Here is a 13,863-nt window from a genome sequence, read left to right on the forward strand (position 1 = left end):
GTATTAGTTATCATATTATACTTCACACATTTACACACACATATAATATAATTTCACACATTTTAATATACTTTTAAATAGTCTACACAACATTCACACAATGTTTGTAGATTAGAACGGTAAATCGTCATCACTAATATCAATAGGTCCGTTTGCATTTGCAAATGGATTATCTGATTGATTATTATTTGATGTATTGTTGTTATTATTATTGTTATTTTGATATGACGCTGTATTTTGTCCTGATTGTTGTCCGCCAAAGTTTTGGAAATTATTATTACTTTCTTGACCATGACGTTGGTTTTGATTTTTAGGTTCAAGGAATTGAACGCTATCACAAACTACTTCAGTTACAAAAACACGACGTCCTTCTTGGTTTTCATAGCTACGTGATTGAATGCGACCGTCAACGCCCGCTAAACTACCTTTGAACAAGTAGTTATTTACATTATCTGCTTGTTTTCTAAAAACGACACAATTAATGAAATCTGCTTCGCGTTCCCCTTGCGCATTTGTAAACGTACGGTTTACTGCTAGAGTAAAAGTCGCAACACTCACGCCTGAGGGTGTTGTTCTATATTCTGGATCTTTCGTTAAACGACCGACTAAAACAACTCTATTTATCATTTAAACGACCCCCATCTATTATTTTCTTGTCTTATCTTCGTCTTCACGAATTACGATATAACGGATTACATCGTCTGAAATTTTAGCTAAACGTTGGAATTCGTCAGTAGCTTCATTATCAGAAGTTTGGATACGTACGATATTGTAGTAACCTTCACTGAAATCATTGATTTCGTATGCTAAACGGCGTTTGCCCCAATCCTTAGCTTCTAAAACTTCTGATCCTTGAGAAGCCAAGATTCCGTTGAAACGTTCAACGACAGCTTTTTTAGCGTCTTCTTCAATGTTTGGACGAACGATGTACATAACTTCATATGTTCTCATTTTATAATTGCACCTCCTTGTGGTCTATACGGCTCGTCATCATTTGTGACAAGCAAGGAATAATTTTCATTACTCACAATCAAGAATTATAGCACAAGCATTTACTTTTTACAATGGTTATACATCTTTAGCAGTTGCTTAATTTAATATGCATGTTTCATATGAAACATTCGAAAACATTAATTTTGCAATAGCTATTTCTCCTATTATAGATGGCCGCTTACTTTATATTAAATAAATTGACACCATTTCATTTATTTAAATTTATAAATCACAATTCATTATTTTAATAAAAAATAAATGTCATTTAAGCTAAGGTTGAAAATCTACTTTAATTCTACTAGCATAACCACTATGTTCGTTTTTTATATTTTTAACCACTTTATTTTAGTAGTATTTTTTAAGTACATAAACAAAGGAGTATGTTATGGTTTCTGCAATTAAAAAAGGATTTGTTACAGTGTGTGTATTATTTGCATCAACAACAACTATTAACTCTGCATATGCAGCTGATAATACCTCAAGTCAAAAAGGAACAATGGGATATGGATACCAACAATATTTAAATAAACATCAAGAAAACGGTACAAATCAAGAGAAATCAAACCGTTCTAATGATATTCAATCAGAAGCTGGAACTACGCAAAATGGCGAACGTATTTTAGATATTTCTGAATGGCAAGGCGATTTGACTGAACAAGAAGTAAAGGACTTAAAAGCAAACTATGATTTCATTATCATTAGAGCCCAATACGGTTCAGAAAAAATAGACGAGTCCTTAGAACACAATTCTGATTTATTAGACAAACACAACTTAGATTTCGGTGTATATTCATATAGTATGTATGAAAACCCTGATGACGCACGATATGAGGCGCAAACTTTATATAACCGAGCTCCAAAAGCAAGTTTTTATATAAATGATTTTGAACAAAATTCAGTTACTTCTGGCACTACCGAAGAAAGCACGGATGCTTGGTATGATGAAATGAAAGGTTTAGCTGGAAATAAAAAAGTACTATTTTATTCATACGAAAATTTCATGTTAGAACATGCTGAACAATCTGTAGAAAATTATGATGGCTACTGGATGGCTAACTACAACCCAGGTCAGCCTACTCGCGATCACGTTTTATGGCAGTATACTGATAGCTATGCTTCCCCTGAATTAAATCAAGAAGTAGATGCGAATTATACAGGACCAAATGTTAGTACTGATTGGTTCATCTCTTAACCTTTATAAACATAATAAAGGGAATAGATCTTAAACTATTATCAATCTAATGATTAAGGCTGGGACAATTTAAATTGCCCCAGCCTGTTTTATAATATTGAGATATTTATACCTCAGTATTCCAATATATCATTTGGAGACCTATTGTTTTACACGTTAAATCTAAAGTGTACAACGTCGCCATCTTTCATAATGTATTCTTTACCTTCTAAACGCTGTTTACCAGCATCTTTGGCACCATTTTCACCATTAAATTCAACGTAGTCGTCATAACTAGTAACCTCTGCACGAATAAAACCACGTTCAAAATCCGTATGAATGATACCCGCACATTGTGGAGCAGTCATACCTTTAATAAATGTCCATGCACGTACTTCTTGTACACCTGCTGTAAAGTAAGTAGCAAGACCAAGCAAGTCATAAGTTGTACGAATTAAACGATCGAGACCTGGTTCTTCAATACCTAAATCTTCTAAGAACATTTCTCTGTCTTCATCCTCAAGTACAGCAATTTCTTCTTCAATCTTAGCACTGATTACGATAACTTCAGAATCTTCTTTCGCTGCATATTCGCGGATAGCTTTTACTTTTTCATTATCTTCATCGCCAATTTCGTCTTCACCTACGTTAGCGATATATAACATTTCTTTAGATGTTAACAATTGAGCTTGGTTCACATATTTTTGATCTTCTTCTGTAAATTCCAAACTTCTTACAGGATTTCCCTCTTCTAAAGCTTCTTTAATTCTTGATAAAATACGAGTTTCATTAACTGCATCTTTATCTTTTTGACGTGCCATTTTTTCTAATTTTGGTAAACGCTTATCTACAGATTCTAAATCTGCTAATACGAGTTCCATATTAATAACTTCAATATCATCAATCGGATCTACACGACCAGAAACATGTGTAACATTATCATCGTCAAAAGCACGAACAACTTGGCAAATCGCATCTACTTCACGAATATGGGATAAGAATTTATTACCTAAACCTTCCCCTTTAGAAGCTCCTTTAACAATACCTGCAATATCGGTAAATTCGAATGTAGTTGGAATTGTTTTTTTCGGTTCTACCATTTCTGTTAACACGTCTAATCTACTATCTGGCACTTCGACTATTCCTACGTTAGGATCAATTGTTGCGAATGGGTAGTTTGCTGCAAGTGCACCTGCTTTTGTAATTGCATTAAAAAGTGTAGACTTTCCTACGTTTGGTAAGCCGACAATACCTGCTGTTAAAGCCATTATTCATTCTCCTTATCGGTAGTATCTTGTTGTGATACCACAATTTTTTTTAGTTTTTTATTAAATGTTTGTCTAGGAATCATAATACTGCGCTGACAGTTTTCGCATTTTATTCGGATGTCTGCACCTACACGAATGATTTTAAAACGATTCGTACCACATGCATGCTGCTTTTTCATTTCTACAATATCATTCAAACCGTAATTGGATGTCATTCTGTAACACCTCCGACCGTCTTATGCATTATTTTGTTGATTTGCTTCGTATTGTACCATCATTGGTTGTGGCATTTTAATTTCTTTAAGTTTAAATAATTTCAATATTTCTTTTCTTAAAATGCGTGCACCTGTAAAGCCTTCTCCAGGTATCGTCTCTGCAGAAATACGCAATACGATTTCATTATTTGTGATGGAATTTACACCAACCACCTCTGGCGTAGATATAAATAAATAGTATTTCGAGCGAATTGCCTCAAAAGAATCATTTAATTCATCTTCCACTTTATCAATATCTTCTGTTATGGAAACTGGAATTTCTACTATTGCTTCACCATTTATTACGGAGTAATTCGTAATTTCACCAACGCTACCATTTGGTAATGTAGTCAACTCACCAGAAATAGTATTAATACGCATCGATCTTAACCCTATTGATTTAACAGTACCTTCTGCTACTGGAGCGCCACCATTGCTAATTTTAACATAATCTCCTACATCAAATTGGTTTTCAAAAATTATAAAAAATCCAGTAATAATATCTTTAACTACTGTTTGTGCACCAAAACCAACGGCTAATCCCACGACACCAGCACTTGCTATAATGCCTCCTACACTGATACCAAATTTACTTAAAATCGTAGTCAACACTATAAACCATACCACATATGATACTACATTTTGCACTAATGATATTAAAGTTTTTGAGCGTTTTTTATTACTATTCTTGCCTTTATTTTGAATTTTAAAGAACTGTGCGATACCTTTGTTCACAAAATGTAAAATAACCCATGCAGCCACTACGTAAACTATTATCATTATTAAATTAGAGAGTAATGATTGATATGTTTCTGGCTGTAATAATGGCTCTATTATAGAATAGAGAATATTTTTCACTTGATTCAACTATATTTCCTCCTTAACACAACTTCACTTCATTTTATTATAACCTTTTCAAAGGTAAAACAAATCCAACTTTCGCTCTAAATTAAAATCTTATCCACAATTTATGCTACTATTTAATTGCAGTAAAAGTTAACCTCATCTAGTTTATTAAAAATATAAACATTAGCAAAGTATTTAAGCATAATTGTCACGTTATTTTTAACTTTTGTAATTAAAAAATGGCAAAAGAAAAAGAACCATAATTAAAAATTATGATTCTTTAACACCCAATTAGCAATATTACTATAAACTTTCATAATAATTCAAGTGTATTTTTATAGAACAGAAGAAATTCAAATTACGTAATGTATAAAAATAATCGATTTTAATTAATCACATTTTTATGTGAATCGCTTAATAATCATAAGTATAAAATTACATATAATTAATTTTTAAATAATTTTTATATATTAACATTTACGCATTGTTTTTATTCAGTTAGGGAATTTGCACCAAAAATTTATTCAATTATTATAATATTTATGTGTAGGAGGTGAACTCGCTTTTAATAAACTTTGTATATTAATATGACTGACCACTTTTACACAAGCTTTTAAACGAATTCATGTTACTTTATTTAAATAATACTTTTTTTCGTCGTTGTTGGGTATTAAATAGCTAAGTTACATATTATTTTCAAGCTAGTGGTTAAAGTTGAAATATTAATCCCGTAATACTTAGTTTATGTTCTACACTTTTAGTACTTTTAGAACAATGAATCTTTAACTAAGAATCTTAATTAAAGATTATGATACTTTAACACCCAATTATTTATATGATAATAGTTTTTAACGCAAACTTTACTCTTCCGGATTCCTGATTCATAACTAGTAATATGCACATACTGTCCCTTACAACAGTATGTGCATTTTTTAATGTTATTGCCACATACAATATTAGTTTAAGTATCAAACCCCTAAATATGTGCTTAATTTATTTCTAACAACTTTTCAACGTTACACATACTAAATACACTTAATTTATTAATAAATTAAGTGTATTACTTCGAAAAATTAGTCATTACTACTCAGCAAACTTTTTCTCTAAATCATTATATAATTTAAAAATCATTATACGTTCTCCAGTTATAGAGCTCAAGTCTGTATGAAAGCTTTTAACTTCTTCCCCTGAAATTGACAGCACAATTTTATTAAGTTCTTCTATACCTGATTCTACAAGTTTAGAACGTGTTCGTTTAATCGTTAATAACCCTTCATTCGTGCCACAAACTTTATACTCTGCTTGTGTCAATACACCTTGCAAACTGACTATAATCATATCACGCAATATGTCTGTTTTAACTGAAAGAGAACCACGACCAAGGAAGTCTTTTTCCCATTGTGTAATTGCTTTACTGATTTCAGATTCATAGGTACCTTTGGTTTTTTTCATTAAATATACATCTCCTGTAGAACCAAAATTAGAAATTTATTTTAACAAAGATAACAGTACCATTTTTCAGCAATTTTCTCTATAGCTATGCTATATTGCCTAGGAAATATAAGCTATCTCAACCATATATCAAATTTATTTATTAAATGTTATAAATGTGGAGACATTAGATGTCCCCACAACCACTTAAAGGTTAGTTGTCCAATCATGCCATAAACCTTGTTCATCAACACTGGCTAATCTAACCCAACCATTAACTATTTTTTGATTAAAATCAGGGTCATTATCCAATAAGTTTTTGATAAATGACTGTGGTGCTTGGATAACAATCAATAATCTTATCGGCGAATGGTACATCTTGTTATCAGACGCCATTACAGATTGCCATGGCAGTCCCGTTAATAAATCACTGGCGTTTCCTTGCATAACACCGATACCCGCCGTTACTGTTTGCGTTGCTTTACTACCACTACCATAAAAATGAGGCGCTACTGTCGACGCATAGTATTGCAGATTAATCCATTGCGCAACAAGTGCTGGACCGGCAATAATATTTGCTAATATGCTACCACCTTTATCATGTTGCCAATCATAATTATGCAAGAAGGCTCTACCTGCTAAATCACTATTTTTAGTTAATTCACGTTGGCCTATAATAAACGCTGCATTTTTCGCTAATCCCCATTCTGGTCTTATCTCGCTCCAATCATTAGCTTTACGATGAACTTGATTGACTGGGTTTGGCTTAACTATATTATTATCAGGTAACTGCGCCAACCTTTTTTCACTTGCGGCATAACTTATTTGAGGCATTGCCGCTTCTATTTTTTCATAAGCTATTTGTGCTTCTTGAGATAATTCAGGTAAATATATCCACTTCAATTCATCTACTGAAGTTTGATGTTCTGCAGCTGCAAAAATAGTTTCTTCTGGGATTTTAATACCTTCCTGTAATAAACTTTCTCTGACCTCTGTCATATTACACAAATGAGCCAACACTTTAGCATTGAAACCACTCGCTGCCCCACCACAGGCGCCACAATCTAATGAGGCTGCATAGGGATTATTAGCACTTTGACTACCATGACCACACATCACAACTAACGGTGCAAAGTCTTTAGTTAAATCCATTAATTTTAGTGCTTGTAATGTATAATTTACTTTTTCTGTTTTGGTGAAACCAATTGGTAATTCATCTTCAAAATGCATATGTTGATTGTTATGATGTTGATTACGATTCAATGTTAAAGTAGTATCTTGTGGTTTTTGTAACCAATTGCTATAAAACTTACGAATCATCGCTCCCACACGTCTCGGGATAAAACTTCTCGTTAACATTTGTAGCGATAGCCAAGGTCCACTCAATTCCGGTAAAAGTAAACTAGGCAAAACGTTCTGTTTCATTTTTTTAAATGTATAAGTAACGGATTCTAATGCATGCTTCCGTTGTTGAAATGCATTAGGCTCACGTTCATGTGTGTATTCTTGGATTTTATGCTGTGGTTGATTCATAACTGGTAATGACGGATGATTGTACTTACTTCCTAACTCAGATTTCTCTATTGGCAACCCAAAAAAACCTGCAATACCCAGAGTTTCAAACGGTCCAGCTGCTTCAATCTGTCTTCTAAAAGGCTCCGACCTTACATCAATACAGAAAGCCATTTGAACTTCTACTTTTTGTGCTGTTATTTGGTGAGGTTGATCTGGTACAATCATACCCTTTAATTGTTCATTATAGGTTTCTTCCCATGCTTCCAACCACAATTTCCGACACAATTGTTCATTAAACTCTTGCGCAAATTGCACATATTGTTCTTTTTCTTCTATACTTAACGTACGCCAAGTTTCTACCGTAAATCCACCCCACTGCAGCCATGACACAATGCTTGTTTCCAAAACACTGTCATCTTTAGCATCTGGAGGAGTTACAGGTAAATGAGGCTCTACGATTGCCCATTCCATCGCAACACGTATAGCAAGATAAGTAAATAATAAATCATGAACCTTCTTATGATGGTCATCTTGCCACATCATCATACCTGCCCAACCTGGCAATGATAATAAATGATTCTCTAAATATGTTTGAATTTCTATATCCTTAATACCTAGATTGTTTAATGAGGTTTTAAGTAATGATTCAGCATCATTTGGCAATGATTGTAAACGTGTACGTTGTTGTTTAGTTAACGCTGGGTCATATGGAACTAATCTCTGCCAAGCATTAAAAAGTCCTTTATCTCTATTTGGCATCGTCCATCCGGACTGGGCGTCATCAATAAATAACTTGCACCATTTTATTACATGATAATCTAACGTATCGATTAATTTTTCATTTTTATCATCAAAGACGTATGTACTAATTAATGGCACTGATGAAAATTGTCCGGATGCAGTATTACTCCCCTTCAGACTTTCCGTCAAATCTTTCACGAGTTCATCTATGACGTCTTGTTCCTCTGAGTAAGTCTTCAATGGCCGTAACTTTAATGCTTGTTTACCATATTGAATAGCGTGCGCTTTCGGAATAGATAACTTTGTCTCTTCTATCCATTGTTGAAAAAGCTGTTCTATATACTTATCGCTTATTTCACCTTGTTGCCTTGCTTCTATAATAGTTGTTCTCGCTGGATAAATATCAACTTTACTTTCTTGCTTTAACCAACTTGCTACTTCATCAAATGTTTTATCTTCTAATCCAGACCAGGGACTTCTAGCAGCAAATACTGAAATGGGTGATAAAGGAACAATGACCTTGCTCGCAGTTTCAACTGTCATGCGAATATCATTAATGTAACTCGATTGCGCAATAGAATGTGTATTTGAGTTTCCCATTTTAGTGCCCTCCTTTGGATAAATATTTTTTTAAGTAATTAGGATGACGTTCTACTGTTTCAATTTTTGCATCACCTAAACGTACGATCCACATATAAATAATTGAAAATGCTACCGATGAACGATGACGCGCTACCCACGTACTCATCAAACTACCAAATAATAAAATTAACGCAACAATTACGGTTGCTAGCATAGGTGGCTGGGCACTATGAAATGCGATAGTATGCAAAGCATCACTAAAGAAATGGTGAACGATATAATAGACCATGCCGACTACACTAAGTACTAATAAACCCATGATACGACCAAATTTCCCTTCACCAAAGGCAACTAGTTGTGTCCAAGATACGGATAATGACCATGCTAAAATAAGACCACTAACTAAACGATAACCTTGTTCGGGAGCAGATAACCAAAAGCCAAGACCTATCATAATTGCTAAACCACGCCCTGCTAATATCCATAAGTAAGACATTCTTTCATTTGCACGACTCGGTACATTAAAATGTCGTACAGCCGAACCAGAGCGTAAAAAGAGTGTCGCTTTAAATAAACCATGTAATATTAGATGAATAATTGCAGGTATATAAGCACCTAACGCACATTGAATTAACATAAAGCCCATTTGCCCTATTGTTGAACCCACTAACAACCGTTTATAGTCTACATGCACTAAACTAATACTTGCACCTATAAGTACAGAGGCGCTCGCAAAGCATAATAAAACAATTGTTGCTATGTCACCATTAAATAATGGAGAAAAACGCGTTAGCATAATACCACCAGCATTCACAATGCCCGCGTGCATGATTGCAGACACAGGTGTTGGCGCTGCGACTGATTCAATCAACCATCTTTGGAACGGCCATTGTGCTGCTGGAATCATAACCGCCAAGATTATTAACATATTAATGCCAAAACGTGTCCATGCATTGATTTGATCAAGGTTAACATCGGTAAAAACACCTGTATAATCCCACTCTCCTGTTATAATTCCTAACCATATAACAGCTAGCAATAATGCGAGCCAACTTAAGAAAAATAATTTTCCTGTAACAATTGCTGCTGCCCTTGTCACTCTCCAAGCACTCGTCAAACTAATCAGTAATGTTAGGCCAATTAATGTGAAACCCCAACTGACTACCATAATACGGAGATCGCCTGTTAACCATGCCATAGATGCAAAACTTGTCGTTAAAGTAAATAACGTAAAGTATTTTCTATAGCTTCTATCTCCGGCCAAATAGCGTATACAATAACGTTGGATGATTAAACCAATAACTAATACGAAAAATGCCATCAACCAAGATAAAACATCTGAATACCATAAACCAAGATTGGTGTTCTTTGGTGCTAAAATTAAGCCAACGAATGCTATCAATGGCGGTAGTGCTACTAAATAAATATGTATATGAACGTACGCTAGTGATATGCGCTTATTTAAAAATATAACTCCACTTATTACTGAGATGAATATCGCGACAAATAATAGAATGATTAGTAATGATAAATTAGACGATGTAAGCATATCGCATCCTCCTCCGTTAGATATGATGACTGTAATCATAAAAGTTAGCTTTCTCTAAAATATAGTTGTAAGACTCATTAAAAAAAGCCGACAATATATAATAAATCTTCGTCGATTTATTACTATTATCGGCTTCATTACAACGCACTCTAATACTTTATGCAGTGATTTGTTTTGCTACCTATATATGTATGTTGCTTTTAAATTTATAAATTAATTTAAATTATTTCACATATGTCGTATGATTTTCGCTTTCTATTTCAATTTGTTTACTTTTTCAATTTGCCAATATTTCTATTAACATCTTGCTAAAGCCCAAATAACCTAGTTTAAGCACACATCAATGACTATATTTATTTTTATTTAATATTACAAACATATACTTATTGTTCGTCATTGTCAAGAATCAGCAATCTTTGGACGGAGAATATTTCATTTAATTATACTTTTACCCCTTTTGTGTTATTCTGTACTAAGCATATTATACAGTCACATTTATACTATTTAAATTTAATTGGAGGATGCTTATTATGCCTAAAAAGTTATTCAATATTGATTTAAGTAAGAAAATGGACCAACAAGACCACCCTGGACACAATAGATGGCACCCAGATATTCCCGCAGCCTTTTCCGTAGAAATTGGAGAATCATTTCGTATCGAATGCTTAGATTGGACAGACGGACAAATTTCCAATAATGATGATCCTAGCGATATTAAAACTGTTAATTTAAACCGTGTTCATGTTTTAAGTGGACCTGTACATGTTAAAGGAGTAAAACCTGGTGATTTATTAGTTGTAGATATCCTTGATATTGGAACATTTTCAGAGCATGAGTGGGGGTTTAATGGGATTTTTGACAAAACAAATGGTGGAAGCTTTTTAGTAGACCATTATCCTAATGCTCAAAAATCTATTTGGGACTTTAACGGTATTTATGCGACTAGTCGTCATATTCCAGGTGTGGAATTTGCCGGGATCATTCATCCTGGTTTAATCGGAGTAGCCCCATCGCAAAAAATGTTAGACGAATGGAATCAACGTGAACTTGCTCTTTATAATACGGATCCTAACCGCGAACCAGTGCTTGCAAATTTACCTGAAACTGATGCAGCTGTATTAGGTGACTTAAAAGGCAAAGATTTTGAACGTGTTGCAAAAGAAGGAGCTAGGACTGTTCCTCCCAGAGAAAATGGTGGGAACTGCGATATTAAAAACTTATCAAAAGGCTCTCGTATTTACTTTCCTGTATTTGTAGATGGCGCAAAACTCTCTGTCGGTGATTTACACTTCTCTCAAGGCGACGGTGAAATCACATTTTGCGGTGGCATTGAGATGCCTGGTTGGATTGAATTACGTGTCAATGTCATAAAAAATGGTATGGATACATATCAAATAAAGAAAAACCCAGCGTTTAAACCCGGCCCTGTAATGCCAAATTATACAGATTACATCGTTTTTGAAGGTATTTCAGTCAATGAATTTAATGGTAAACAAACCTATTTAGATGCTAACACTGCTTATCGTAATGCTTGCTTAAACGCCATAGAATTCTTAAAAACAAGGGGCTTTACTGGTGAACAAGCTTATATGCTTCTAGGATCTGCCCCTGTACAAGGTACCGCTGCTGGTATCGTTGACGTTCCAAATGCTTGTTGTACCATTGCAATCCCCCGAGAAATTTTCAAAGGTGATATTTTACCAAAATTGGAGCCTGATGAATAATGCCAAATTATACGTACAAATGTCCTAATTGCGATTCATTTACATTGCGTCAATCAATGAGCGAAAAACATGATTCAGCAACTTGTCCTAATTGTGGCAACCATTCCAAACGCTTATATAAGACGTTTCAGACCTACGGAATGAATTCAAATTTAAAAAAACGCATCGAGCAAGGGCAAGAACCTAAAGTTGTTTCAAAAGATAAATTACCCGTACAAAAAAAGGTAAATAATAGAGACGCCCGCCCTTGGATGATAGGGCACTAATATTCAAAAATTCCCCTTACTATTGATGTGCACCCCAAAAGTTGAACTAAAAATCTAACTTTTAGGGGTGTGTTTTTATGAGGAAACATTATAAATTTGAATTTGTTGAAAATGCGAATTCACTACGCTTTATTTGATTCTTTTAAATCTATACCTATTAAATAACAACGTCTAAAATCAAAATAAATCCTAATCCCAATACGGATAATACTGATTCCAACAACGTCCAAGTTAAAAATGTTTCTTTCATAGTTAAGCCAAAGTATTCTTTAAACATCCAAAATCCTGCGTCATTAACATGTGAAAAGAAGACACTCCCAGCTCCAATTGCAAGTACAATAAGAGAAATATTCACATCCATAGATTGTATTAATGGCAATACAATACCTACTGATGATAGCGCGGAAACGGTCGATGATCCTAAAGCTAATCTCAAAATTGCTGTCGCCAACCATGCCAATATAATTGGAGACATCTCAGTACCGTGGAAAATTTTAGATATTGTGTCACCTACGCCACCATCTATAATAACTTGTTTGAAAACACCGCCTCCACCAATGATAAGCAATAACATAGCAATCGGTGTAATAGCGTTTGAAATAGTCGCCATAATTTGATCAGTAGATTTTTTTCTTTTTATTCCCATCGTATAAATCGCTATAAGAACAGCAATTAACATCGCAGTTGTTGATGAACCAATGAAATAAATAAAACCTTCAAAACCACCGGCTTTACCATCCTCATGGCCTGTAATTAATTGAATAATTGTCGCCAACAACATTAAAATAATAGGGCTGAGTGCCGTTAATAAACTCAAACCAAAACTAGGTCTATCTTTTACTGCTACTGGTTTCTCTGCGTCAACGCTCATCTGTTTACCTTCCCTAGCAAAAGCTGATGGCACGATTTTATATACAAATTTGGTAAAAAAAGCGCCCACAATCAATGCCAAAGGTAAACCTATGATAATACCATACATTAATACATGCCCAATATTAGCATTCAATGCTTGTGCTACCGCTACTGGTCCAGGGTGCGGTGGTAAAAAACCATGTGTAATGGCTATCGAAATAGTCATTGGAAGACCGACTTTAAGATTAGAAATATTCATTCGTTTGGCTAATGTAAACACAAGAGGGATAAGTAACACAAACGCAACTTCTAAAAATAATGAAATGCCTATAATAAATGATGCAATTAACATCGCCCAATTCACATACTTTTCGCCAAAAGTTTCAATTAATTTGTCAGCTATTCGAGTTGCGCCACCACCATCTGATAGTAACTTACCTAAAATCGAACCCAAACCAAAAATGATTGCAATACTACCAAGCGTATCCCCCATGCCTTTTTCTACTGTTTCAACGATGTTATCAATTGGAATACCTAAGATGACCCCCGTAAACATAGAAGTCACTATGAGTGATATAAAAGTATTCAATTTGAACCCAATAATCAATATAAGTAAAACTATAACACCTATAACCACGCCAATAAGCGGCCAAATTTCTTCAAACATCCTT

12 protein-coding genes are annotated in these 13,863 nt (G+C 34.2%); 3 read left to right on the forward strand and 9 right to left on the reverse strand.

Annotation, left to right across the window (positions count from 1 at the left end):
* Window positions 1-111: 111 nt before the first annotated feature.
* Entirely contained in the window at window positions 112-627 is a 516-nt protein-coding gene (ssb, locus tag ACW5YJ_RS00610; RefSeq protein WP_017723386.1) for a single-stranded DNA-binding protein, read from the reverse strand.
* A gap of 18 nt (window positions 628-645) precedes the next feature.
* Entirely contained in the window at window positions 646-951 is a 306-nt protein-coding gene (rpsF, locus tag ACW5YJ_RS00615; protein ID WP_017723387.1) for a 30S ribosomal protein S6, read from the reverse strand.
* 427 nt (window positions 952-1,378) lie between these two features.
* On the opposite strand from rpsF, the gene ACW5YJ_RS00620 reads away from it, so the two are divergent.
* A complete protein-coding gene (locus tag ACW5YJ_RS00620) occupies window positions 1,379-2,185 on the forward strand; it encodes a GH25 family lysozyme (RefSeq protein ID WP_107552514.1) in 807 nt (268 codons plus the stop codon).
* Between the two features lie 149 nt (window positions 2,186-2,334).
* On the opposite strand, the gene ychF is transcribed toward ACW5YJ_RS00620, so the two are convergent.
* The 6 genes from ychF to ACW5YJ_RS00650 all read right to left on the reverse strand — a co-directional run bounded on the left by ychF (window position 2,335) and on the right by ACW5YJ_RS00650 (window position 10,350).
* Window positions 2,335-3,432, reverse strand: a complete 1,098-nt coding sequence (gene ychF / locus ACW5YJ_RS00625; RefSeq protein WP_017723389.1) for a redox-regulated ATPase YchF — start codon at window positions 3,430-3,432, stop codon at window positions 2,335-2,337.
* Entirely contained in the window at window positions 3,432-3,647 is a 216-nt protein-coding gene (locus tag ACW5YJ_RS00630) for a DUF951 domain-containing protein (RefSeq protein WP_017723390.1), read from the reverse strand. The genes ychF and ACW5YJ_RS00630 overlap by 1 nt, the downstream gene beginning before the upstream one ends.
* 21 nt (window positions 3,648-3,668) lie before the next feature.
* Window positions 3,669-4,553 carry a mechanosensitive ion channel family protein gene (locus ACW5YJ_RS00635; protein WP_017723391.1) on the reverse strand — a complete coding sequence of 295 codons (885 nt, stop codon included), beginning with the start codon at window positions 4,551-4,553 and terminating at the stop codon, window positions 3,669-3,671.
* A 1,062-nt stretch (window positions 4,554-5,615) separates the two neighbouring features.
* On the reverse strand, window positions 5,616-5,984 hold the full coding sequence (locus ACW5YJ_RS00640) for a Na-translocating system protein MpsC family protein (RefSeq protein ID WP_017723392.1): 369 nt from the start codon (window positions 5,982-5,984) through the stop codon (window positions 5,616-5,618).
* A gap of 186 nt (window positions 5,985-6,170) precedes the next feature.
* Complete coding sequence (locus tag ACW5YJ_RS00645) at window positions 6,171-8,819, reverse strand: DUF2309 domain-containing protein (RefSeq protein ID WP_457338323.1); 2,649 nt, start codon at window positions 8,817-8,819, stop codon at window positions 6,171-6,173.
* A gap of 1 nt (window position 8,820) precedes the next feature.
* Complete coding sequence (locus ACW5YJ_RS00650; protein WP_457338324.1) at window positions 8,821-10,350, reverse strand: NADH dehydrogenase subunit 5; 1,530 nt, start codon at window positions 10,348-10,350, stop codon at window positions 8,821-8,823.
* A gap of 530 nt (window positions 10,351-10,880) precedes the next feature.
* Here ACW5YJ_RS00650 and fmdA point away from each other — a divergent pair.
* Together fmdA and ACW5YJ_RS00660 are read left to right on the forward strand one after the other, a co-directional pair.
* Complete coding sequence (fmdA, locus tag ACW5YJ_RS00655) at window positions 10,881-12,074, forward strand: formamidase (RefSeq protein ID WP_457338325.1); 1,194 nt, start codon at window positions 10,881-10,883, stop codon at window positions 12,072-12,074.
* Complete coding sequence (locus ACW5YJ_RS00660; RefSeq protein WP_017723396.1) at window positions 12,074-12,340, forward strand: FmdB family zinc ribbon protein; 267 nt, start codon at window positions 12,074-12,076, stop codon at window positions 12,338-12,340. The genes fmdA and ACW5YJ_RS00660 overlap by 1 nt, the downstream gene beginning before the upstream one ends.
* Window positions 12,341-12,497: 157 nt before the next feature.
* Here the strand turns inward: ACW5YJ_RS00660 and ACW5YJ_RS00665 are convergent, their stop codons facing one another.
* Window positions 12,498-13,859, reverse strand: coding sequence for a gluconate:H+ symporter (locus tag ACW5YJ_RS00665; protein ID WP_171914741.1), 1,362 nt, complete (start codon window positions 13,857-13,859; stop codon window positions 12,498-12,500).
* Window positions 13,860-13,863: the final 4 nt, after the last annotated feature.

The sequence above is a fragment of the Staphylococcus sp. mip270_02 genome (assembly GCF_054031535.1).